Origin of the sequence: Kribbella monticola (genome assembly GCF_003261635.1) — a bacterium.
In the GTDB taxonomy this organism is placed as follows: Bacteria; Actinomycetota; Actinomycetes; order Propionibacteriales; family Kribbellaceae; genus Kribbella; species Kribbella monticola.
Window position 1 is genome coordinate 399,500 of record NZ_QFXK01000039.1, and the last position, 22,864, is coordinate 422,363.

23 protein-coding genes are annotated in these 22,864 nt (G+C 67.3%); 6 read left to right on the forward strand and 17 right to left on the reverse strand.

Features of this window, described 5'->3' with window-relative positions:
- Window positions 1-19: 19 nt before the first annotated feature.
- Window positions 20-622 carry a hypothetical protein gene (locus tag DIZ26_RS33325; RefSeq protein ID WP_112248522.1) on the forward strand — a complete coding sequence of 201 codons (603 nt, stop codon included), beginning with the start codon at window positions 20-22 and terminating at the stop codon, window positions 620-622.
- A gap of 7 nt (window positions 623-629) precedes the next feature.
- Here DIZ26_RS33325 and DIZ26_RS33330 read toward each other — a convergent pair whose 3' ends face one another.
- From DIZ26_RS33330 to DIZ26_RS33360, 7 genes are all read right to left on the reverse strand, one after another.
- On the reverse strand, window positions 630-1,448 hold the full coding sequence (locus DIZ26_RS33330) for an NAD(P)H-binding protein (RefSeq protein ID WP_157979888.1): 819 nt from the start codon (window positions 1,446-1,448) through the stop codon (window positions 630-632).
- A gap of 115 nt (window positions 1,449-1,563) precedes the next feature.
- Complete coding sequence (locus DIZ26_RS33335; RefSeq protein ID WP_112248524.1) at window positions 1,564-2,547, reverse strand: TolB family protein; 984 nt, start codon at window positions 2,545-2,547, stop codon at window positions 1,564-1,566.
- The gene (locus tag DIZ26_RS33340) at window positions 2,544-3,788 is read right to left on the reverse strand and encodes an MFS transporter (protein WP_112248525.1); all 1,245 of its coding nucleotides are present in this window, start codon (window positions 3,786-3,788) and stop codon (window positions 2,544-2,546) included. Before DIZ26_RS33340 ends, DIZ26_RS33335 begins: the two co-directional genes overlap by 4 nt.
- A gap of 1 nt (window position 3,789) precedes the next feature.
- Entirely contained in the window at window positions 3,790-5,391 is a 1,602-nt protein-coding gene (locus DIZ26_RS33345; RefSeq protein ID WP_232828777.1) for a discoidin domain-containing protein, read from the reverse strand.
- A 112-nt stretch (window positions 5,392-5,503) separates the two neighbouring features.
- Window positions 5,504-6,400, reverse strand: coding sequence for an ABC transporter ATP-binding protein (locus tag DIZ26_RS33350; RefSeq protein WP_112248527.1), 897 nt, complete (start codon window positions 6,398-6,400; stop codon window positions 5,504-5,506).
- Between the two features lies 1 nt (window position 6,401).
- On the reverse strand, window positions 6,402-7,451 hold the full coding sequence (locus DIZ26_RS33355) for a FecCD family ABC transporter permease (RefSeq protein WP_198676401.1): 1,050 nt from the start codon (window positions 7,449-7,451) through the stop codon (window positions 6,402-6,404).
- On the reverse strand, window positions 7,448-8,518 hold the full coding sequence (locus tag DIZ26_RS33360) for a FecCD family ABC transporter permease (protein WP_112248528.1): 1,071 nt from the start codon (window positions 8,516-8,518) through the stop codon (window positions 7,448-7,450). Before DIZ26_RS33360 ends, DIZ26_RS33355 begins: the two co-directional genes overlap by 4 nt.
- A 115-nt stretch (window positions 8,519-8,633) precedes the next feature.
- On the opposite strand from DIZ26_RS33360, the gene DIZ26_RS33365 reads away from it, so the two are divergent.
- Window positions 8,634-9,452: a siderophore-interacting protein gene (locus DIZ26_RS33365; RefSeq protein WP_112248529.1), complete on the forward strand. Its 819-nt coding sequence runs from the start codon at window positions 8,634-8,636 to the stop codon at window positions 9,450-9,452.
- A gap of 54 nt (window positions 9,453-9,506) precedes the next feature.
- Here the strand turns inward: DIZ26_RS33365 and DIZ26_RS33370 are convergent, their stop codons facing one another.
- Window positions 9,507-10,748: an alginate lyase family protein gene (locus tag DIZ26_RS33370; RefSeq protein ID WP_112248530.1), complete on the reverse strand. Its 1,242-nt coding sequence runs from the start codon at window positions 10,746-10,748 to the stop codon at window positions 9,507-9,509.
- Between the two features lie 221 nt (window positions 10,749-10,969).
- Window positions 10,970-11,566 (reverse strand): TetR/AcrR family transcriptional regulator, encoded by a 597-nt coding sequence (locus tag DIZ26_RS33375; protein WP_112248531.1) that lies wholly within the window; start codon window positions 11,564-11,566, stop codon window positions 10,970-10,972.
- 93 nt (window positions 11,567-11,659) lie between these two features.
- Between DIZ26_RS33375 and DIZ26_RS33380 the strand changes: the two genes are divergently transcribed.
- Window positions 11,660-12,361 (forward strand): SDR family oxidoreductase, encoded by a 702-nt coding sequence (locus tag DIZ26_RS33380; RefSeq protein WP_112248532.1) that lies wholly within the window; start codon window positions 11,660-11,662, stop codon window positions 12,359-12,361.
- On the opposite strand, the gene DIZ26_RS33385 is transcribed toward DIZ26_RS33380, so the two are convergent.
- Both DIZ26_RS33385 and DIZ26_RS33390 read right to left on the reverse strand, forming a co-directional pair.
- The gene (locus tag DIZ26_RS33385) at window positions 12,358-12,930 is read right to left on the reverse strand and encodes a DUF4232 domain-containing protein (protein WP_112248533.1); all 573 of its coding nucleotides are present in this window, start codon (window positions 12,928-12,930) and stop codon (window positions 12,358-12,360) included. The genes DIZ26_RS33380 and DIZ26_RS33385 overlap by 4 nt on opposite strands.
- Window positions 12,931-13,081: 151 nt before the next feature.
- The gene (locus DIZ26_RS33390; protein ID WP_332872754.1) at window positions 13,082-13,414 is read right to left on the reverse strand and encodes a DJ-1/PfpI family protein; all 333 of its coding nucleotides are present in this window, start codon (window positions 13,412-13,414) and stop codon (window positions 13,082-13,084) included.
- A gap of 130 nt (window positions 13,415-13,544) precedes the next feature.
- Here DIZ26_RS33390 and DIZ26_RS33395 point away from each other — a divergent pair, with 130 nt between their 5' ends.
- Entirely contained in the window at window positions 13,545-15,599 is a 2,055-nt protein-coding gene (locus DIZ26_RS33395; RefSeq protein WP_112248535.1) for a serine/threonine-protein kinase, read from the forward strand.
- A 34-nt stretch (window positions 15,600-15,633) separates the two neighbouring features.
- Here DIZ26_RS33395 and DIZ26_RS33400 read toward each other — a convergent pair whose 3' ends face one another.
- The 3 genes from DIZ26_RS33400 to pdxY all read right to left on the reverse strand — a co-directional run bounded on the left by DIZ26_RS33400 (window position 15,634) and on the right by pdxY (window position 18,676).
- Window positions 15,634-16,926: an adenylosuccinate synthase gene (locus DIZ26_RS33400; protein ID WP_112248536.1), complete on the reverse strand. Its 1,293-nt coding sequence runs from the start codon at window positions 16,924-16,926 to the stop codon at window positions 15,634-15,636.
- A 342-nt stretch (window positions 16,927-17,268) separates the two neighbouring features.
- Window positions 17,269-17,754 carry a VOC family protein gene (locus DIZ26_RS33405; protein ID WP_112248537.1) on the reverse strand — a complete coding sequence of 162 codons (486 nt, stop codon included), beginning with the start codon at window positions 17,752-17,754 and terminating at the stop codon, window positions 17,269-17,271.
- Window positions 17,755-17,824: 70 nt separating this feature from the next.
- A complete protein-coding gene (gene pdxY / locus DIZ26_RS33410) occupies window positions 17,825-18,676 on the reverse strand; it encodes a pyridoxal kinase PdxY (RefSeq protein WP_112248538.1) in 852 nt (283 codons plus the stop codon).
- Window positions 18,677-18,747: 71 nt separating this feature from the next.
- Here pdxY and DIZ26_RS33415 point away from each other — a divergent pair, with 71 nt between their 5' ends.
- The gene (locus tag DIZ26_RS33415; RefSeq protein WP_112248539.1) at window positions 18,748-19,569 is read left to right on the forward strand and encodes an AraC family transcriptional regulator; all 822 of its coding nucleotides are present in this window, start codon (window positions 18,748-18,750) and stop codon (window positions 19,567-19,569) included.
- On the opposite strand, the gene DIZ26_RS33420 is transcribed toward DIZ26_RS33415, so the two are convergent.
- The 3 genes from DIZ26_RS33420 to DIZ26_RS33430 form a co-directional block, all read right to left on the reverse strand.
- A complete protein-coding gene (locus DIZ26_RS33420; RefSeq protein WP_112248540.1) occupies window positions 19,556-20,773 on the reverse strand; it encodes an MFS transporter in 1,218 nt (405 codons plus the stop codon). The two genes, DIZ26_RS33415 and DIZ26_RS33420, sit on opposite strands and share 14 nt — an antisense overlap.
- Before the next feature lie 166 nt (window positions 20,774-20,939).
- The gene (locus tag DIZ26_RS33425) at window positions 20,940-21,692 is read right to left on the reverse strand and encodes a 2-phosphosulfolactate phosphatase (RefSeq protein WP_112248541.1); all 753 of its coding nucleotides are present in this window, start codon (window positions 21,690-21,692) and stop codon (window positions 20,940-20,942) included.
- 164 nt (window positions 21,693-21,856) lie between these two features.
- Window positions 21,857-22,264 (reverse strand): DUF3151 domain-containing protein, encoded by a 408-nt coding sequence (locus tag DIZ26_RS33430; RefSeq protein WP_112248542.1) that lies wholly within the window; start codon window positions 22,262-22,264, stop codon window positions 21,857-21,859.
- Window positions 22,265-22,410: 146 nt separating this feature from the next.
- On the opposite strand from DIZ26_RS33430, the gene DIZ26_RS33435 reads away from it, so the two are divergent.
- Entirely contained in the window at window positions 22,411-22,860 is a 450-nt protein-coding gene (locus DIZ26_RS33435) for an HNH endonuclease (protein ID WP_112248543.1), read from the forward strand.
- Window positions 22,861-22,864 lie beyond the last annotated feature (4 nt).

Consider the following 22,864-nt stretch of genomic DNA (forward strand, 5'->3'; position numbering starts at 1 on the left):
GGGCAGGTTCACTGGAGGTATGACGACGATGGCTGCCCCTGCCACCACCCGGCCCGCGGTACTCCGGTACGCCGCCCTGACGGCCAAGGTCGCCCTCTTCGCTTTGTTGCTCTCGGCCCTCATCTGGCCGGATCTGAGCGGCATCAAGGGCAAGGCCTCGACCGCCCGGCTGATCGTCTACCCGATCGGTGCTCTCGTCCTGCCGCTGTGGTGGCTGGCTTACGGTCGGGCGAAGAGCAAACTCCACAAGGCGTTCCCGTGGTCCGCCGACCTGTTGATGACGCTGCCCTGGCTGGTGGACCTGATCGGCAACCGGCTGAACCTGTTCGACACCATCAGCTGGTGGGACGACGCCATGCACTTCGTCTTGTGGGCGCTCCTCACGGCCGGCGTACTGACTGCCTTCGCGCCGCGATCACTGACCCGCGCGTTGACCGTGTTCGTCGCGCTCGGCTTCGGTGCCACCGCGGCCGTGATCTGGGAGCTGGGCGAGTACGTCGCCTTCGTCCGGCACTCGCCCGAACTCCAGACCGCCTACACCGACACGCTCGGCGACCTCACCCTCGGCACGCTCGGTGCCCTGCTCGCCGGACTGATCGTCCACCAGACAAGGAAAGTCTGACCGCGACTCACGACAAGTCCTCGCGATGGTCCATCACCCATTGCCGGTACGACAGCGGCTCCCGGCCAAGGAGTTCCCGTACTACGCCTGTCGCGGGCGATCCACCCGCGGCGGCTTCTCGGAGGAAGTCAAGAATCGCGTCGGCCTGAGCGCTGTCGGGGAAGACCGTTCTCGCCTCGTCCTCGGTCAGCTCCTCGATCTCGATCGGGCGGCCGAGTACGTCGGCGATGACAGCGACCCGTTCCCGCTGGCTGAGCAGCTCAGCACCGGTGAGCATCCCGCTGGCTGCTTCGAGATCGACCGCGCCGGTCAGAGCGGCGACGGCGACCGCTGCGATGTCGTGCTCGTGGACGGGCGCGGTGCAAGCCTCCGGCCGGACGAGCCGGACGGGCCCGCGAGTATCCCAGTACAGGTCGTTGGTTGCCAGCACCAACGGCCGGATCGGCACCCACGGCAGGGCCGAGCGAGCGAAGGCGGCTTCGGCCAGCCGATGCTCCTCGGCGATGGCGTTCCCGGCCGCGGACTCCAGCAGCACGCTTCCCGACGACAGCTGCACGACCCGCTCGAGCTCCGCCTTCTCCAGCGCGCGAATCACGGCCTCGACCTGCTCCGGCGCCGGGGTATACAGGAACACCCGGCGTACTCCGTCGAGAGCCTGATCCAGGCTGTCCTGGTCACCGAGATCGGCGGCCACGACCTCAACAGCTTCGGGCAACTCGTGGCCACCACGCCGTACCGAGGCGCGGACCGGCTCACCTTCGGCCAGCAATTGATCGAGAACCGAACGCCCGATGCTTCCCCGGGCACCGATGACAAGTGTCGTCACAATTCCTCCAAGGCACAGGGACCAGCACAGCTGATCCATCCATGCGCCTCGGGAGCCGGGAAAGGCGGAAGGAGCGTTCCGACGCCGCACTCCCTCTGCCGCCCAGACTACCTGATCACCCGTACGCCGGACTGCTCGCGTCGGGGATGAGCAAGACCGGCGTACCGCCCCCGTTGGCGGGCACCGACCAGACGTCCGAGGCGTCGCCGTCCCGGCGGAGTCCGTAAAGGATCGTGGCGTCGTCCCGCCACAAGGGCTGGTCGTCGACGCTGCGGGTCTCGGCCAGCCGGGTCACCCGCTTCGTCGCCAGGTCCACGACCGCGAGCCGCCACACACCGTCGGAAACCTTTTGTTTGTAGGCGATTCGCTTTCCGTCCGGTGACAGCGAAGGGCACTCCACGTTCTCGAGGATCGCGTCGCCGCGGTACTGCCGGTAGTCGGCCTCGACCAGATACGTCTTGCCCTTGCTGCCCAGGGTCGCATAGAAGCGGTTGCCATCGGCATCGAAAGTGATTCCCCAGTAGTTGACGTCCGAAGCGAAGTACCGCTTACCGTCGACGAACACCGGGAGCTCCTCGATGGTCTTCACCAACCGGCCCGTCCGTACCTCGTACAGACCGCTGCGGGTGGAGAACCCGGTGGCCGAATACGAGTCACCGGTGACGAACAGCGTCCAGTAGACGAATTGCCCGTCCGGGGAAACCCGCGCCCGGCTCGGCGTACCGGGCAAGGTCTCCTGATGCCGGACCGACAGATCGGAGCCGAGCACGAGCAGGTCGGTCACCGGCGGCAACGACCCCTGCCGAACTCGAAGGCAGATCCCCGTACTGCGAGCTGCCGCGAAGCGGTCGCAGTGGAGATCTCCGACCTTTCGCGCCTCGGTCGGAGCAGTTCTCGGCACGGCCGCCAACTTGCCGAAATCCGGGCCCTGGGCAACATTCCGGAAGAACAGGGTGTGCCCGTCCAACGGCAGCGGCTGTCCGGTGACCACCGCGACCGCGTTGACCGCCGGCTCGTCGCCGCGCGCGGACACGACGTACGCGATCGCCGCCCCCGCGAACAAGGCGAACCCGACGAGGCCGATCAGTAGCTTCTTCATCCCTTTGCCTCCCAGGGTTTGACGACGGCGGCTGCGACCGTGATCGTCAGCAGCAGTCCTGCCGTCACGAGCAGGGACGGACCGAGGTCCCACAATGTCCAGGCGAGGCCGAAGAGCACGGCCGACGCCATCCGCGCGAGCGCCTGGCCGGTCTGCAGCAATGCCAGACCACTGGCTCGAAGGCCTTCCGGCAGCAACGGGCCGGCGGCCGCGGGCAGCACGCCGTCCGTCGCGGCGTAGAACGTTCCGTGCAAGGCCAATGCGCCGACGGCCGGCCACGGACCGCCGACCGGTCCGCAGACCAGGACCAGGCAGACCACCAAGGCGAGGTGGCCGCCGACGAACACCTTCCACCGACCGACCCGATCGGCCAGCCGGCCGAGCGGAACGGCGAGCAGCAGGAAGACTCCCGTAGTACCGAGCGGCAACAACGGAAACATCGTGCTGCTGATCTCCCACCGTCGCTGCAGAGCCAAGTACACAAAGGAATCCGTGATCGTGACCAGGCCGAGCAGCGCGGCCCAGCCGCACATCCGGCGGAAACCTTTCCGTCCCAGCAAGGCGAACATCGCCCGCAACGGAATACCCGCGGCACGATGTTTCCGGACCCGGTCGCGGACTGCCACGACCAGCAGCAGCACGCCGAAGCCGGCGATACAGAAACTGGTCACGAAGACGGATCCGAAGTCGCCGAGGCTGACCCACAGCACACCCATCGCGACGAGCGGACCGAGGAACGCACCGGCCGTGTCCAGCGCACGGTGTACGCCGAACGAACGGCCGAGCGCCTCCGGCTTGCTGCTCAGCGAGATCAGGGCATCCCGAGGGGCGGTCCGGATGCCCTTCCCCGCACGATCGACAGCAAGTACCGCACCGATCCCGGCCACCGACGAGCCCGCCAGGATCAGCCCGAGCTTGCAGATCGCCGAGAGTCCGTAGCCGATCCCGGCCACCGCCTTGAGACGGTGCCAGCGATCCGCGGCGTATCCCCCGACGATCCGCAGTACGGCGGTCGCACCGGCGTACAGGCCGTCCAGGAGACCGAACTGCAACGGGTTGAGGCCGAGACCGAGAACCAGGTAGAGCGGAAGGACGGCCGTCACCATCTCCGAGGAGATGTCGGTGACCAGGCTGACCAGACCGAGCGCGACGACGTTGCCGGATACTCGGCGCCAGCGGAGGGCGGTGGTACCGGTGGCCGGGCCGCCGCTGTCGGCGGCCCGGCTGGTAGCGAGGTACATCTCAGTGGCAGGTGTAGGTCGGGCTGCTGTCCAGCACCGTGTTGTCGACCCCGATCAGCTGCTCGGTGAACGTGTTGTCGGTCATCGAGAGCTTCAGCACGCCGTTCTTGTCGTGGATCAACTTGGCGGTGGCAGGGTGCGCCGCGTGCACCGGGTAGAACGAAGCGCCGCCGGTTCCGCCGATGATCTGGACCGGACCGTTCGGGTCCTTCTGGCCGTCGACGTTCTGCGGGTAGAACCGCTCGTAGTGGTGGTCGTGACCGTTCAGAACCAGGTCGACCTTGGCGCCGACCAGTGTCTGCCAGAGCAGGGCGCTGTCGGGGTTGTCGCCGTGGTCACCCGAGCTGAACCGCGGGTGGTGGTAGTAGGCCGCGATGCAGCCCTTGGTGTTGTTGGCCAGGTCTTGCTTCAGCCAGGTGATCTGCGCCGGCTCGGCCAGGTTGTCGTGGGTGACGAAGTCGTTCGAGTCGAGCGCGATGAAGTGCCAGTTGCCGCGATCCCAGCTGTAGTAGTTCTTGCCCTGCGGCGTCGCGATCGACCCGAAGTACTTGTGGTAGCCGTCGTACGGCGTGTCGTCGTACGTCTCGTGGTTCCCCGGGATCGGCTTGGTGATCGCCTTGAACTTGCCCCAGGTCTTGTCGTAGTAGTTCTGGAAGTCCGACAGATGCGCGTCGTCGTACTGGTTGTCGCCCATCGTGATGACGTTGGCCGGGTTCATCGCCTGGACCAGAGCCGCGGTCTTGGGGTGCGCGCAACTCGAGCTCGAAGCGGTGCACTGCTCGGCGATGTCGCCCGCCGCCGCGATGACGAACTGGCCGCCGCCACCTGCCGGTGTCTGCACGCTGAGGGCGGCGCTGTCCGCCGAGACGTTGCCGGCCAGGTCACGAGCCCGCACGGTGTAGCTGTACGCCGTACTCGCGCTCAAGCCGGTGTCGTTGTACGGCGGCTGGGCCACGTTGGCGATCACCGCACCGTTGCGCAGTACGTCGTACGAGCTCACGCCGACGTTGTCTGTCGAGGCGGTCCAGTTCAGCGTTGCGGTGGTTGCCGTGACGCCAGTGGCGGCCAGTCCGGTCGGGACGGTGGGCGCTTGGGTGTCGCCGGTGGAGTCTGTGCTGCCGTAGACCTCCATTTCCCACAGGGAGTAGCCGTAGCTGGTACCGCGCTTGGTGCCGACCACGCGGACGTAGCGCCCGTGACCAGTCAGCCCGGTCAGGTCGTCGGTAGCACCGTTGCCGCCGACAACATCCTTGATGGTGGTGAAGGTGGTTCCGTCGTCGGACACCTCTACTCGGTAGTCCTTGCCGTACGCCACTTCCCAGGTCAGCTTGACCCGGTGAACCGTGGCAGCCTGGCCGAGATCGACCCGGATCCACTGCGGATCCACGCCTTCCGTGCTTGCCCACCGGGTGGTGAGACTCCCGTCGACGGCGAGACTTCCGCCGTACGAGCTGGTCTCCACACTCGACGTCAGCACCGGTTTACGCTGGGACAGCAGCGAATCGGCGGCTGTCTGGGCACTCGCACTCAACCCGACCCCAGCCACCAGCGCGGCAATCAGGAACGGGGGCAACACTTTGACCATCACACGACTTCGCGACATGAGAACTCCAGCGGGGCGATCGGGAGTGTTTCTCTAACTGTCAGGAAAGTTAACTAACAATTATCCACCCGTCAATGCCTCACCGGGTAGTAGGAGAGGCACGAAGCGGAGGCTAGTGCTGGGTGGGGGTGCAGATTCCGGTGGCTGCTGCGGAGGCTGCGAGGGCCTTGGCGGCCGGAGTACTGGGGTGCGGACGTGCGTCGGCGCGGTTGGTGTGGCGGCCGAGGGGGACGACCATGGGGGCGCCGGCGACTGGGTCGGGGATGACCTTGACCGCGAGGCCGAAGACGTCTTGGACGAGGGGTTCGGTGATGACGTCGGCGGGGTTGCCCTCGGCGACGATGGTGCCGTTCTTCATCGCGATCAGGTGGTCGCCGAAGCGGCAGGCCTGGTTCAGGTCGTGCAGGACCAGGACGATGGTTCGCTGGTCGCGTTTGTTCAGATCGACCAGCAGTTCCAGGACGTCGATCTGGTGGGTCAGGTCGAGGAAGGTGGTCGGTTCGTCGAGGAGCAGGATGCCGGTCTCCTGCGCGAGCGCCATCGCGATCCAGACCCGCTGCCGCTGACCGCCGGAGAGCTCGTCGATCGGACGGTCGGCGATCTCCAGCACGTCGGTCGACATCATCGCGTCGGCGATCGCCTCGTCGTCGGCCGGCGTCCACTGCCGGATCCAGCCCTGCCTCGGATAGCGTCCCCGGCCGACCAGATCGGCCACCGTGATGCCTTCGGGTGCGGTCGGCGCCTGCGGCAACAAGCCGAGCCTCATGGCGACCTCACGGGTCGGGATCTGCTGGATGCTCTTGCCGTCGAGCAGCACGGATCCCCTGCTGGGCTTGAGCAATCGGGCCAGCGTCTTCAGCAACGTGGACTTGCCACACGCGTTGGCGCCGACGATCACACTGATCTTGCCCGCCGGAATGCGCACCGACAGGTCGTGGATGATCTCGCGCTGGTCGTAGCCGACGGCAAGGTTCTCGGCGGACAGGCTGTGGTCCATCAGGGTCTCCATCTCAGCCACCACTGCCTACCCGGTTGGTCCGGGCGAGCAGGAACATCAGGTACGGCGCGCCGACGACACCGGTGACCACACCGACCGGCAACTGCGTGTGGCCCAGCCCGTGCTGCGCGATCAGGTCGGACAGCGACACCACGAACGCGCCGATCAGCGCCGATGCGACCAGAGCCGGCCCGGGCGAACGCGTCAGCCAGCGCGCGATCGGCGGCGCGACGAACGCGACGAACCCGATCGGCCCCGCCGCAGCCGTCGCCATCGCGGCCAGCAGCACACCCACCACGATCAGCCCGAGCCGCGACAGCTCAACCTGCAACCCCAGCCCGTACGCCGTTTCGTCGCCGAGCTGCAGGATGCGCAGCCGGCGTACGAGCAACACCAGCACCGGCGAAAGCACCGCCAGGGTGATCGCCATCGAACGGACCTGCGACCAGTCCCGGCCGTTCAGGCTCCCGGTCAACCAGATCAGCGCCTGCTGGGCGATCTCGACGCGCGCCTTGGTCAGCAGGTACGACGTGAAGCTGGTCGCCATCGCACCGATCCCGATCCCGACCAGGATCAAGCGGTAGCTGGAAACACCACGCCGCCAGGCCAGCAGGTACATGATGATCGCGGTCAGCAAGGCCCCCGCGATCGCGAGGGCGGCCACTGCCGCGCCGGTCAGGCCGAGCGTGACGATGGCGAGCACCGCGAACGCACTGGCGCCGTACGTGACACCGATGATGTCCGGGCTGGCCAGCGGATTGCGCGCGATGCTCTGGAAGATCGCACCGGACATTCCGAGCGCAAGGCCGACCAGTACGCCGGTCAGCGCGCGCGGCAACCGCAGTTTGTTGACGATGAACTCGGTGGCCCGGTCACCGCCGCCGAACAGCGTCTTCACCACGTCGACGACCGGGATCTTGAAATCGCCGAGGGAGAGCGACACGCAGAAGATCACGAACACCACGGCGGCCAGGACGGCGATCACGACCACCGACCGCGCCCGCCGGGCCGACCTCGCCCGCGAGATCACCTGGGCGGGCGACAGCTCCACGCCGGCCGTCACAGGGCCGCCAGCTTGCGTCGGCGTACAAGCGCGATGAAGAAGGGAGCGCCGACTACGGCGGTGACAATGCCGACCTGGAGTTCGCCGGGCTGGGCGACGAGCCGGCCGATGATGTCGGATCCGAGGAGCAGGATCGGTGCCAACAGCATCGAATACGGCAGGATCCAGCGGTAATCGGGACCAGTCACCAGGCGCGCGACGTGCGGGATGGTGAGTCCGACAAAACCGATCGGTCCCGCGGCGGCGGTGGCTGCTCCGCAGAGCAGCACGACGACGAGCGCCGTGAAGATCCGCGCCAGTCCGACCCGCTGGCCCAGCGATCGCGCGACGTCGTCACCAAGCGACAGTGCGTTGAGCACCCGGCCCGAGAACAGCGCGAGCACGATGCCGACCAGAATGAAGGGCGCCACCTGACCGACGATGTCCGAGCCACGGCCCGCCAGCGATCCGACCGCCCAGAACCGGAACTGGTCGAACGTGTTGACGTCACCGATCAGCAGCGCGGTGGTGAGCGAGCCGAGCATGGCCGTCAACGCAGCTCCGGCCAGGGCGAGTTTCACCGGCGTCGCACCTTCACGGCCGAGTGAGCCGAGCGCGTACACCGCAACCGACGCGGCCGCCGCTCCCGCGAAGGCCAGCCACACGTACGCCGTCAGGCTCGTCAGCCCGAACCAATAGATGCCCGCGACAACGAAAAGTGCAGCCCCGCCGTTGACCCCGAGAATGCCCGGATCGGCCAGTGGATTCCGCGTCACCCCTTGCATCAGGACTCCCGACAGGCCGAGCGCCGCACCAACGAGCAGGCCGACCAGAGTCCGTGGCACCCGCAGCGAGTGAACGATCACCTGATCGGTATTGCCGGCGTCGTAGTGGCGCAAGGCATCGAACACGGTCGACACCGCGATCTGTTTCGAGCCCACGGCAACGCTGAGCCACGCCACGACCAGCAGCAACGCCACGCAGCCGGCCAACCCGAGGATCAAGGTGCCGCGACGGGTCCGCGAGCGACGCCGAGGCACGGCGGCTGTCTCCGGCCGGGTGGCGGCGGCAGTGGACGGCGAGGGCATTGGATTTAGATATCCTCTTAGGTAAGGCTAACCTTGTTGCCTCAGGATAGCCCGCACGCCATCGGGTCGCATCCGAGCACCCCTGCTTTGTCAGTACTTACATCGGAGAACCGGTATGACGACGTTGCTCGAGCGCCCGATCGCGTTCGACTCGGTCCTCGCCACGGTGGCGTCGATCGAGGACCTCAGCCCGCACCTGCGCCGGGTCACGTTCGTGGCACCCAGGCTCGCCGACGTGGTGACCGCCGGTCCCGATCAGCGGATCAAAGTCCTGCTCTCCCCACCCGACGGCGGCGTACTCCGCCTGCCGACCGGCCCCGAGTGGTACGCCGACTGGTGCTCGATGCCGGCCGAGGAACGTTTCGTCATGCGCACCTACACCGTTCGCGCAATGCGTCCCGAGCTGGCCGAATTGGATATCGAATTCGTTTTGCACGGCGTGAACGGCCCGGCTTCGGCCTGGGTGAGTGAAACCCGGCCGGGCGATCAGGTCGGGCTGATCGTGCCGTTCTCGGTCGACACCACCAGCATCAAAGGATTGCTGAACTCGGGCGTCGACTATGTTCCGCCCGCGACCAGTACCAGCCGTATCCTGGTGGCCGACGAAACCGCATTGCCGGCGGTGGCGGCAATCCTCGAGAACCTGCCGGCCGGCGTACGCGCGACCGTCTTCATCGAGGTTCCCGATGCCCGCGACATCCGCCCGCTGCCGAGTCCGGGCGAGGTGGACGTCGCCTGGATCACGCGCGGTACCGGATCGTTGCCTGAGGCCCTCAAAGCCGCAGACCTCCCGTACGACGCCGACTACGCCTGGGTCGCCGGAGAGTCCGGGATGATCAAGCAGGTCCGCCGCCATCTCGTCAACACCGTCGGCCTGCCCAAGCCGGCGGTCTCCTTCCAGGGCTACTGGAAGCGTGGCGAACCGCAGATCTGAACCGCAGACAGCCGCATCCGGAGAGCCGGGCAGGGCTCTCCGGATGCGGATCGATCAGCTCGGGTTCTCCGCGTGGGTGAGGGTTTCCCAAGCCACGAACAGGTTGTTCGAACCCGCCGGGCGCTTGGACTCGGTCAGAGCCTGGGTGTTGGTCATCGCGATACCAAGTCGGGTGTGCAGGGCGTTGAAGCCGACCTCGGTGATCGGGCCGAGCCCGCGGTTGACGCTGCCGCCGCACAGCCAGGACGGCACCGGCTCGAGGTTGCGCTCCCAGCGGGACTGGAAGCCGAGTGCCTGACGAAGGCGTTCACCGAACTCGGGGTACAGGTCGATGCCCTGGATCCGGGAGGTCTCCAGGACGTGGGAGATCGAGGAGATCCCGTAACCGGTGTGGGTGAAGTCGCGGCAGGTCTCCTGGGTCAGGCCGTCGACGAAGGTGCTCTGGCCCTGCCAGTACGCGATGATCTTGTCGCGGGTGTCGAGGTTCTGGCTCGGCTTGGTCTTCGGCAGCGCGCCGTCCGAAGACAGGTAGACGTAGGCGGGCACGCGGACCCGGAAGAGCGAGATCGCCTTGTCGTACACGGTCGGGTCGTCGAGGAAGACACCGATGCCCTGGATCGCCTCGATCATGCTCAACTCCCAGTTGCCGTTGGAGTTCGAGCCGTTGATGATCTCGGGCAGGTAGACGTTGCGCAGCATGGTCGCGAAGCGTCCCGCGTTCGGCCAGTTGCCGTAGATGTGTTTGATGATCTCGGCCGCCTTCGGCCACGACGACCCGGTCCAGGCCGTCTGCAGCGGCGCGTTGCTGTTGGTGTGGTCGGTGATCGTGTTCGACCAGGCGTCCATCAGCTGGATCGCCTTCTGTGCATAGCGATCGTCGCGGGTGTAGTACCAGATGAGCGCATCGGTGTACGCCGCGATCGCGTCCTCGCGTTCGTTGGTGCAGCCGTAGTTCGGGTTCGAGTACGGACCGCATTCGACCACCGCGCGTGGGGTCGGCGTACGGCTCAGGGACGCGTAGTTGCTGCTCTTGGCCTGGTTGTAGGCGTTCGTCCACGGTTGGGCGCCGGCCTGCACCTTGGTGCGGACGAAGTCCAGTTGCGCGCGGCTGACGCCGACGCCGGGATGGGCGAACGCGGCCGGCGCATTCACGGCAGCAGGCCGCTGAGCCGCGGCAGCGGGTCGCTGAGCCGCGGCAGCGGGTTGCTCGGCGGCGATCGCCGGATTGCTGAGAGCGCCGGCGATGACGGCTGCGCAGGCAGCGGCCACCAGGGGAATCAATGCTTTCTTTCGCATGGGCGGATGTCCTGTTCTCGGGGCGGTGGACTCCGCGATTCCCCCCGCATACCGCAGAGTCTTTTCGGAAGTGTGCCGATGCAACCCCGAGCCGTCAATATCCCAGCGACCCAGAATTCCTCTGGAACAAAGTCATACTTCGTCCCACCGAAAATGGAACAAAACGCATCTTTGTCCCACCGAATGCTCGTGCATTTTCCGCCGGCTACCGCATTACCGGATCAGCGCCGGTGAGCCTCGCCGGCCAGCGCCTCTTCCTTCACACCCGCGGCGTCGAGCAGGGCCGACGCGGTAGCAACTCCGATCCCACCGAGCGGCTGCGCCCGTACTACGGCCCGCGCGCTCGCGCCGTCGAAGACCATCGTCAGCTGGACAGCCAGCAGGTCCGGGTTCTCGACGCCGGCCGCGATCAACTCGGACCGGAAGAAGTCGGTCAGCCGCTGCTTGAAGTGCCGCGCCACCACGCTGCCCGGGTGCTCCGGGTTCTTCAGCTCGACCGCCGTACTCACGAACGGGCAACCGAAGAACTCGCGGCCGGCCGCAAGCCGATCCTGCTTCTCGAACACGACCAGGATCCGCTCCCGCGGCGTCGCCCCGTCCTCGACCCCCGGCTCCAGCGCCTGCTGGTGCGACGGCCCGACGCTGGCGAGGCTCTCCGCGATCAGCTCGTCCTTGGACCGGAACAACTGGTACATCGACTTCTTCGAGACCCCGGCCGCCTTGCAGAGCGCATCGACGCCGATGTTCACGCCGTCGCGGTAGAAGAGTTCGCCCGCCGCGTCCAGCAGTCGCTCGCGGGGTGTCGCCTGGGTGGTCATGAATCGAGCGTACCGGGTCGGCTTGCGTTTGGAAACCGATCGGTTTACGCTCTGGAAACAGAACGGTTTCCCACCTCTCATCAGGAGCTAGCAATGACCACCCTCGAAGGCGCCGTCGTCCTCGTCACCGGCGGCAGCCGCGGTATCGGCAAGGCGATCGTCGACGACCTGCTCACCCGCGGCGTCAAGAAGGTCTACGCCACCGCCCGCAACCCCCAGCCGAGCACCGATGACCGGCTCGTGAACGTGCCATTGGAGGTGACCGATCCCGCCTCCATCGAAGCCCTCGCGGCGGCGGCACCCGACGTCACCGTGCTGATCAACAATGCCGGGATCACCGGCGGCCGCAGCCTGCTCGACGCACCGGTCGAAGAGATCCGGGAGGTGTTCGAGGCCAACTTCTTCGGGCCGCTGAACGTGACCCGGGCCTTCGTCCCCGTGATCGAACGCAACGGCGGCGGCCACATCCTGAACATGCACTCCGTGCTGTCCTGGATCAGCATCGGCGGCGCCTACCCGGCCAGCAAGGCCGCCCTCTGGTCCCAGACCAACGCCCTGCGCCTCGAACTGCTCGACCGCGGCATCGGCGTCACCGGCCTGCACGTCGGTTACGTGGACACCGACATGGCCGCGCACATCTCCGACCCGAAGTCCCGGCCGGAGGACATCGCCAAGCAGGCCCTGGATGCGATCGAGACCGGCACCCACGAGGTCGTGGCCGACGAGCTCAGCCGTAACGTCAAGGCCGGCCTCTCCGCCGATCTCACCACCCTCTATCCCCAGCTGAAGAACTAAGCAGGCTTGGGATTCCAGGCGGTCAGCGTGATCTTTCCGGTGGTACCGATGTCGACGTACTCCGGCCAGATCACCGGCGACACCCCCTTGCGCCAGGAGATCGCGAAGTACGCGCCGCTCTGGTTGTCGCCGTAGGTCACGGTGTTGCTCCAGGCAACTGACGCCAGGACCGACTTGCCGCGCGCCAGCCGGATCGTGGTCGGCCCAGGATCCGTCGCCATATAAGACGATCCGCGCGCGACGATGAGCTCGAACTTGCCCCGGCGGGCGTTGAGGACGGCGACCTCGGGATAGCCGTCGACGACGAGCGTCTTCGAGCCGCAGTTGGTCAGCTTCACGGTCACGGCCCGGTGGCCGAGCGCGGGATCCACCGGCCCGACCGTGATCGCCCCACCCGAAGGCGGGCACTTCGTCGGCGGGAGCGTCGGCTTGGGGGTCGGCCCAGGGGTCGGCGTGGCGACGGCGGCGTCACCGTCCGGCGTACGGCGTGGTGCCGCGTCGGTCGCCACCTCGGTTCCACATCCGCCCACGAGCAACAGCACAGCCACGAGCCACCCCAGCCTGATCACCCGTTGAACCTATGCGGCCAGAGGTCGACCGCCCCGGTCGCCTACACAGGGTTGTTTCGGCGACACCCCGTGATCGACTTTCCGTAGGGACTTTGCATAAACTCCTCCCAGGGAGTGCCGTTGGCGGGGCGGCCGGCGGCACTCCCGACCTCTACCGACCCCGCTCCCCTGCCGACGAGTACAGATCCCGGTCCCGCGCGTACTCCATCGACGCCGCGATGCTGTCCGCCACCTCGCCGGAGATTTCCCGCTCGACGAGATGCAGCGCCAGGTCGATCCCGGCCGTGATCCCGCCGGCGGTCACCAGCGTGCCGTCGTCGACGACCCGGTTCTTCTTCAGCTCGGCGCCGAACGTCTCCAGCTCGGCCCAGGCGTTCCGGTTCGTGGTCGCCGGGCGACCTTTCACCAGCCCGGCTTCCGCCAGCAGCATCGCTCCGGTGCAGACCGAGGCGATCCAGGACAGCCGCGGTACCAGTTCCGCGATCCGCTGAGGCGCTCACCAGCAGTTCGCGAGACGCCGATCGTCAGATTCCGGCCAGCCTGCTTCGAGATCGGCCGAATGCTCTCGGTGACGAAAGGTCTTGGTGGGCTTACGTCGACGTACCGTAGATTCCATGTCAGTGACAGGGGGACGTCCTACCGCGCCGGTAGACGTGGATGCTGCCACCGTGATGGACGAGCAGATCGGGCCGTACAAGCTGCTGCGCCGACTCGGCCAGGGCGGCATGGGGGTCGTGTACCTCGCCGAAGGGCCTGTGCACAAAGAGGTGGCGCTGAAGGTACTGCGGCCGCACGTGGCCCACGATCCGACCGCGCGCGCCCGGCTGGAGCGCGAGGCCACCACACTGCAGAAGGTCAACCACCCTGGTGTCGCAGGCATCCTCGACCACGACCTACGCGGCGACCGCCCGTACCTCGTCACCCGCTTCATCCCCGGCCGGCCACTCGACGAGCAAGTGGACGAGCGCGGCCCACTGACGCCACAGCGCTGGCTTCCGCTGGCCGGCTGCCTCGCCGAGTCGCTGCAGGCGATCCACCAGGCTGGTGTGATCCACCGGGACCTCAAGCCCGGCAACGTGATGATGTTCAACGGCAAGCCGGTGATGATCGACTTCGGCATCGCCCAGGCCGCCGACGACCTCCGCCTCACGCAGACCGGGCTCGTGATCGGTACGCCGGGCTACCTCGCGCCGGAGCTCATCGAAGGCGAGATGGTCTCGGAGTCCGCCGACTGGTGGGGCTGGGCCGCCACTGTCGCCTACGCGGCCACCGGACGACGTCCGTTCGGTAAGGGACCTTTCGAGGTCGTGCTGCACCGCGTCCACACCGGCAAGGCCGACCTGGAGGGCCTGGACCCGCGCCTGAAGCCTCTGCTGGCTGCGGCCTTATCACCTGATCGCCGGGACCGCCCGACCCAGCTCGAGATCATGACCGGCCTCAACCGGTACGCCGAGGGCAGGGACGCTCTCATCCCCGACCCGACGGTCGAGTCGGCCGCGAAGGAGACGGCCGAGGTCAATCCGCCGACTGCGGTGATGACCCGCGTGATGCCGGAGGACGCCGTCGCGGCGACCGCGGTTGCCGGTCACGATCCGGCCGAGGTCGCGAGCCTGGTGCCTTCGGTCATTCCACCGCTCTCCGCCTTCACGCCACTGCGGGACAAGCTGCGGGATGTGGCTGCTCAGCAGAAGGCGAAGGCGGCTAGTCCGGCGCCGATCCACCCTGCGACCTACAGTCCGGCGCCGGTCGCAGCGGCTCCACCCGCGCTACCGCTGGGCGCTCAGGGGCCGGCCTACGGCGGCTATCCGGGGCAGGGGGTTGCGCCGTACCAGCCGACGTACCAGCAACCGTCGTACGCACAGCAGTCGTACCAGCCGCAGCCGCAGCCGCAGCCGCAGCCGCAGTTCTACCAACCTCAGCCAGAGCCGCAGTACCAGCCGGAGCCCTACCGCGGGCGCCAGCCGCCGGGTCAGAGCGTGGTGCCGAAACAGCCTGCCGGGGACGTCGCGGCACCTGCCAACCAGCAGCTGGCGCGGACTGTGCTGCTAGTGGCTCTACTGCTCGCGCTGTCCGGTCTGATGGCTCTCTACCCCGGCTTGGGGCTCCTGGTCACGACGCTGCTGCTGGTGTTCGCCAGGACGGTCGACCGCGGAAGTACTGCGCTTATGCGCCGCCGCCAGGTTCGTGGCGGACGTGGCAAGTCGGACGGCGTCATCGCGATCGCAGCCAGCCCGGTACACCTGATGGCAGCCTCACTGATCACGCTGTTCTGCTTGATCCTGCCGGTCATCGTCGGCTTCATGGTCGGCGGCATCGTGACCGCCGGTGCCGCCAACTCGCACGGCACCGGGTGGGAGCCGCTGTCCGCAGTCGGCTTCGGCACTGGTGGCGTGGCGGGACTTCTCGCTGCCTGGTGGGGTCCTGGCGGTAGTTCGCTACGCCGAGGCGCCAAGATCACCTTGCGCTCGGCCGTTCGCCCAGCCTGGCTGAGCCTGCTGGTCGCAGTACTGCTGCTCGTCGCTGCCGTCGCGGCATTCACGGGCGCATCCAACGGCTCCGGCTCCCGCTGGGCCCGTACTGCGATCCACGTGCCCTCGGCATCCGAGCTCACCGACGTGCGCGGCTATCCCCTGATCCGCGATCTCCCCATCATCGGCAACAACCGCTGAACCCACCCCCTATCTCCGGGGGTGGGCTCAGGGTTCAGATCCGGTTGTCGAGGATGACGATCTGGGAGCGCTCGGGGCCGACACCGACCGCGGAGATCGGGGCGCCACTGATCGCCTCGACCGCCTTGACGTAGGTCTGCGCGTTCTTCGGCAGATCCTCGAACGTCCGGCAGCCGGTGATGTCCTCCGACCAGCCGTCGAACTCCTCGTAGACCGGCGTCGCGTGGTGGAAGTCGGTCTGCGTCATCGGCATCTCGTCGTGCCGGACGCCGTTGACGTCGTACGCAACGCAGACCGGGATCTTCTCCCGTCCGGTCAACGTGTCCAGCTTGGTGAGCACGAAGTCGGTGACCCCGTTGACGCGGGCGGCGTACCGGGCGATCACCGCGTCGTACCAACCGCAGCGACGCGGCCGGCCGGTCGTCGTACCGAATTCGAAGCCCTGCTGGCGCAGCCACTCACCGTCCTCGTCGAGCAACTCGGTCGGGAACGGACCTTCGCCGACGCGGGTGGTGTACGCCTTGACGACCGCCATCACACGGTCGATCCGGGTCGGCGGGATGCCCGATCCGGTGCAGGCGCCCGCCGAGATCGCGTTCGACGAGGTGACGAACGGGTAGGTGCCGTGATCGACGTCCAGCAGGGTCGCCTGACCGGCCTCCATCAACACCGTCTTGCCCGCGTCCAGCGCCTTGCCGAGCAGCAGGCTGGTGTCGGCGACCATCGGACGCAGGCGCTCGGCGTACCCGAGCAGTTCGTCCATCACCTCGGCGATCTCGACCGCGCGCCGGTTGTAGACCTTCACCAGCAGCTGGTTCTTCTGCTCCAGCGCGCCGGTGACCTTCTGCTCCAGGATCTTCTCGTCGTACAGGTCCTGGACGCGGATGCCGATCCGGTTCATCTTGTCCGCGTACGTCGGGCCGATGCCGCGCCCGGTGGTGCCGATCTTGCGGCTCCCCAGGAACCGCTCGGCCACCTTGTCCAGTGTCCGGTTGTACGGCGGGATCAGGTGCGCGTTCGCACTGACCACCAGCCGGCTCGTGTCGACCCCACGGGCGTTCAGCGCGTCCAGCTCCTCGAACAGCACGCTGAGATCGACCACCACCCCGTTGCCGATCACCGGGGTCACCCCGGGGGTCAGGATCCCGCTCGGCAGCAGATGCAGCGCGTACTTCTCGGTGCCGATCACCACCGTGTGGCCGGCGTTGTTACCGCCGTTGAACTTCACCACGTAGTCGATCTCGGCCCCGGTGTTGCCGAGCAGGTCGGTCGCCTTGCCTTTGCCCTCATCGCCCCACTGGGCGCCGACGAGCACGATTGCGGGCATCTCAGCCCTCCTCTTGGCCGTGTCAGTCTTGGCCGCATAAGAAAACGGTGAAGCCCGGACGCGTTCACCGAGAGTTCACTCGGTGAGGCTTCCAGGCTCTTGCGACAGGAGTCTACCGGACCTGCGCATTACCACGCTGTGGCCGTGCGTGACGGGCAACACGTGACATCGTGCGTTTAATTCACTACGACGGGTTGCGGTTTTCCGTGATCACGTGCACACTCTTAGTCAGCGGCCCGCCGAAACTGCCGCAGGGGACGGTTCCGGCGGGCCGCTTTCTCGTGTCTACGCGACAATCTTCGTGCCTACGTCACAGACTTCGGGTCCGCTGGCTGGGCCTGCTCAGTCGAGGCCTTCCGGGTTCGACGCCAGCCACTCCTTCACCCGGCGGTCGGCTTCTTCCGGTGAGACGTCCTCGACCTTCGTCAGGATCGCCCAGCGGTGCCCGAACGGGTCGATCACCGTGCCGTACCGGTCGCCGGTCATGAACGTCTGGACCGCCTCCACCTGCCGCGCCCCGGCCTCGATCGCCCGGGCGAAGGTGGCGTCCACGTCCTCGGTGTAGTGCACCAGCGACGAGTGCACCCACTCGCCGTTCGGCGCCCGCAGCCCGATCTGCGGCATCTGGTCACTCAGCTGCAGCATCGAGTTGCCGATCTTCAGTTCGGCCTGGCCGACCCGGCCGTCGGGCATGTCCTGCCGGCTGATCACCTCGGCTCCGAACACCTGCTGGTAGAACTCGATCGCCTTCGGGCCGTCGTCGACCGCGAGGTACGGGGTGAGCGAGTGGTAGCCGGCCGGGATGGGGTTCACCTTGTTCGTCGTCATGCCCTCAGTCTTCGCGACGAGCGCCCGGTGGGTCTTGTAAGAACGCGACAGCCGCGAGGACCTGGGCTGGTCAGGCGACGCGCTGCGGGCTGAACTGCATCCGCGGTTCGGCGTACGCGTCCTGAGACTCGACCAGCTGCAACTCGCGCTCACCGGACTCGTGCGTACGCGTGAGCAGGTCGAACACGCTCGAAGTCGTCCGGGCGAGGGCGTCCGCGAGATCGCCCGTACGCCGGTAGTGCGCCGTGAAGAGCGCGGCCGTCACGTCGCCCGAGCCGTTCGCCTTCATCGGGATGTACGGCGTCTGCACGAGCCATGCGCCGCTGTCGTCGACGGCGAGCATCTCGATCGTGCCGTCCTCGCGGTCAGGGCGCTCGACGCTCGTGACGAGCACCGTACGCGGCCCGGTCGCGCGCACGAGTTCCACCGAGGCCAGCGTGGACTCGAGGGTGTCCGGCTCGGTCCCGGTCAGAAAACCCAGCTCGAACTGGTTGGGCGTGATGATGTCGGCCGCCGGCACGACCCGGTCGCGCAGCAGCACCGGGATGGCCGGAGCGACGAAACACCCGGACTTCGCGTTGCCCATCACCGGATCGCAGGAGTACACCGCCGCAGGATTCGCGGCCTTCACCCGCTTGACCGCCTCGAGGATGACGTCGGCGATCCCCTCGCCACCTTGGTAACCGGAGAGAATCACGTCGATCTGCGGAAGGACTCCGCGCTCCTCGATGCCCAGCAGCACCTCGCGTACGTCGTCCGGGCTGATCATCGGTCCACGCCACGCTCCGTAGCCGGTGTGGTTGGAGAAGTTCACCGTGTAGACGGGCAGCACCTCGACACCGATGCGCTGGAGCGGAAAGACGGCCGCCGAATTGCCCACGTGCCCGAAGGCCACCGCGGACTGGATCGAGAGAATCTTCACCGCCCGATCATCGCACTGCGCGTTCCACCGACAGGCCGGAGGTTGTCGGTGCGCTGTCGTAGGTTTGGCCTGTGCCGAGTGAGCCGACGTACAGCGAGAAGGGCATCCTGCACCCACGGGAGCAGGCCCGGCACCGAAACCTGTCCAGGCTCGCCGCCGGGCCGGGGATCGACCGGTTCGTCGAGTGGTACTGGATCGTCGAGTGGGACCTGGCCGAGCCGTACGTCGCGGAGGTGCTGCCGTTCCCGAGCGTGAACGTCACCTTCGAGGAGCCCGGTGGCGCGTTCGTGAACGGTGTCTGTACCACCAAGTTCGAGCGTGAACTGGTCGGCCGCGGCCGGTGCTTCGGGGTGAAGTTCTGGGCCGGTGGGTTCGGCGCGGTGACCGGTCTCGACGTCGGCTCGTTCCGCGACCAGGTGTTGCCGCTGCGCGAGGTCTTCGACGACGCCGACCGGCTGGCCGACCTGGTCTTCGCCGAGGATTCCGACGTACGCCGGCGTGCGGTGGTCGAGGCGTTCCTGTCCGATCACCTGGTGGTGGAAGACCCGCAGTACGAGTTGGTCCGGGCCGTCATCGCGGCGATGAGTGAGGACCGTACGCTGACCCGGGTCGACCAGGTGACCGAGCGGTTCGACCTGCCGATTCGCAAGCTCCAGCGCCTCTTCCGCCGCTACGTCGGCGTCGGCCCGAAGTGGGTGCTCCGCCGCTACCGCCTGCACGACGGCGCCGACCTCCTCGCCCGCGGTGAGTCCGCGGAACTGGCCGACCTCGCCGTCGCACTCGGCTACTTCGACCAGGCCCACTTCTCGCACGAGTTCAAGGAGCAGATCGGCCTGACCCCCGCGGACTACGCCGCCCGAGCCCAGGCCGAACGCCAGATCACCTACCGGTAGTTCTCCGGACCACCGCGGCCATCGCAGTTGCGAAGAGGGTTGCTGCCAGGGCTTGGGTGAAGCCAAGGTGCGGGCCGTGGGTATCTACGGCTCGGCCGGCGATGGCCGCGCCGAGAGCGATGCCTGCAGCGCTACCGGAGTTGAGCCACGTGAAAGCCTGCGTGAGTACTGCGGGCTCTACCTCTGCTTCCGTCAGCACTGCGGAGAGCACCTGGATAGGAGCGAGTGCGAGCCCGGGAAGAGCCAGCGCCAAGGCGAGAGCGAGTGGACTGTTCACAGCAAGCAAAGGCACGCACGTGACGGCCAGGACAGTCATGGCGAGGACCAGCTGGGTCGGAGCCGCGAGTCGCCATCGCCTTGCACCGTAGGCGATACCGGCGATCAGGCTGATCAGACTGGTGATGCTGTAGAGCGGCCCCGCCAGGGATGCGGCCCCTCTGTCGACAGCGAAGGCCGTGACGGAGACTTGCATGCTGCCGAAGAACAGACCGACGCCGACGTTCGTACCGACCATCGCGAGAAAACCCTTGCGTAGCAGGCGTTCTGAGCTTGCTTGGGAACTTGCTGCAGCCAAGGGCGGGGCAGTACTGCGTTGTGCGGCGAGCGCGAAGCCACCGGCCAGCACCAAGCTTGTCGCCAGCACCGAGCCGGCCACTGGCGATACCAGGGCGCTGACGGTTCCGATCAGAGCCGGCCCGACCAGGAAGGCCATACCGGTGCCCAGTGACTCCAGAGCGAACGCCGATGAGATGACGGGATCACCTCGGAGCGCATGCGACCACCGGGCTGCAGTCTGCGCACCGATCTGCGGCAACGACCCGCCTGCCAGTACTCCGGCCAGCACCAGCATCCACAGCGGTGCAGCAGACAGTGTCAGGGCGATCAACAGCGCGATCGCAGAAGCGTGCAGCAACAAGGTGACCGGCAGCATCCGGCTCTGGCCGTACCGGTCGATCAAGCGGGCCACCTGCGGCCCACCGAGTGCTTCGGCCACGGCAAAGCCGCCCGTCACGGCACCGGCGACGGCGTACGAGCCGGTCGAACCGTGGACGAGCCAGACGATGCCGAGGCCGGTCATGGCGATGCCGATGCGCGCAGGCGCAGCGGCTAGATAGAACTTCCACGCTCCGGGCGTCTGCAGGGCTGCGCCGTAGCCGCTCTGCTGCCTTTCGGGCGTGCGGATCCGTCCGGAGACAACCGGCACGGTAGGACCTTCCGCTGCCCGGCGGGGCGGTGATCTGACCGTGGGCGTCCTGCTCTGCCGGTCCGTCGATGCCGCCTACAACCGTCCATTTTCGGTAGGAAGCGGGGACGCACGCCGCCTACCGGCTCTATCACCGGGCAGTACCTCTAGGGTTCTGGTGACGAGCTCAGTCTACTCGGAACACGCCATCGCGCAGTACCGGCACGGACAGACTGGCGCCGAGCTCACCCGCGATCTCGACATCCTCCGCGAATCCGTACGCCGTGAGCTCACGTCCACCGGCACTGTTTCGGAGTAGCTCAGGCAGCTCGTCGGCAGCATCTCTGTACGCCGCCGCGGCAGCTCGCGCTTCTGGTGACAACGGACCGATGCCGCTGTCGGCCAATGAGGCCAGGAATGCGCCCGCACCCCACAGGTCTTCCACAGCTGGCCGCAGTGAACCGTCTTGCCACCTCTCGCCGGCAGCGATGGCTACTGCGGTCTGGGAAGGCTCCGCCGCCAGCTGGGTAGCCACATAGGTCGCAGCCGCAGCCGCGTTGCGCAGTGAAACGGCCAGGACAGTGGAGCCGCAGTCGAGGAGCTGCTGCGAGATCGTCGAGCCGTTGGGCGACGGCAGTACGAGACGCTTGATGTTCTGCGCTCGCCGGATCGTGACCGGCGAGAGGCTGATGCCGTCGGCACCAGCTTCTCCTCTACCGACGGCCAGCGCTGCGTTGTGCTGCTCCGCGAAGGCCACGGCCGTCTCGTCCCGCCAGCGATAGGGCAGGACTTCGATGCCGTTGTCCACGGCCACCGTCACCGCCGTGGTGAACGACAGAACGTCCACCACGGCGACCAGGTCACCACTGACCGCGGCCGCGCCGACCGGACCCCAGTCGAAGCCGACGCGATATCCGTGTTGCGAGTACGGGCTGGTCACCGACGGATCATCGTCCGCCGGCGCCGGCTCCGACAACTTCTTTCAGGTCGGCCGGTCGCGGCTTTGCCGGCTCCGGCCGGGCAGATCAGCTTGCCGGCTTCGGCCGGCGCTTCAGCTTGCCGGCTCCGGCCGGGCAGATCAGCTTGCCGGCTTCGGCCGGCGCTTCAGCTGAGGACGTCCGCGGCGGTCGGGGACGAGTCGCGCAGGAAGGTGGCGCAGCGCTCGGCCTCGTCCTTCTCGTCGATGACGGCGGCCGCCTTGCCCAGAACGGCGAGGCAGCGCAGGAAGCCGCGGTTCGGCTCGTGCTCCCACGGAACCGGCCCGTGACCCTTCCAGCCGTTGCGCCGGAGCAGGTCGAGGCCACGGTGGTAGCCGGTGCGTGCATAGGCATACGCCTCGATGGTGCGGCCGTCCTCGAACGCCGCCTCGGCCAGCACCGACCAGGCCAGCGAAGAGGTCGGGAACTTGGCGGCGATGTCCACCGCAGCGGCCCCGGCGGCGAGTTCCGCCGCGGCCGGGTCTACGGGGAGTAGTGTCTCGGGTGGACCTGACAGCAGATTGTTCAATTCCATAGGCACATCTTCGCCGATCACGCAGCCGTTGCGGCATGTGACCGTCTGGCGAAATCCGTTGACCGTTCACCGGACGGCCACGGATGCTTGAGACCCTGCGTCGAGACCGCCGTGGTTCCCAGCTACGGCCGGAGAGGAGGCATCGGATGAGTGTCATCGTCCTGAACGCGTCTTACGAGCCGCTGCACACCGTGTCGATCCAGCACGCCATCCGGATGCTGGTCCGCGAGGTCGCGGTGGTCGAAGAGGCGCACGGCGAACGGACCATCGGCCCCTTTCCAGTGCCTCGCGTACTCCGCCTCGTCCGGTACGTGGTCACCCACTGGCGCTATGCGGCCGGCCGGATGAAGTACAGCAAGCACGGCGTACTGCGGCGGGACAGGTTCCGCTGTGCCTATTGCGGCCTGGACAACGCCGACACCATGGATCATGTCCAACCCAGATCCAGGGGCGGCCGGACGGAATGGCTGAATGCGGTGGCCGCCCATGCGTCGTGCAACGAGCGCAAAGGCAACCGGACCCCGTCCGAGGCCAACATGCCGCTCCTCTGGCAACCTTGGGTACCGACCCGCGCCGAGCTCGTCATACAGACATGACGGG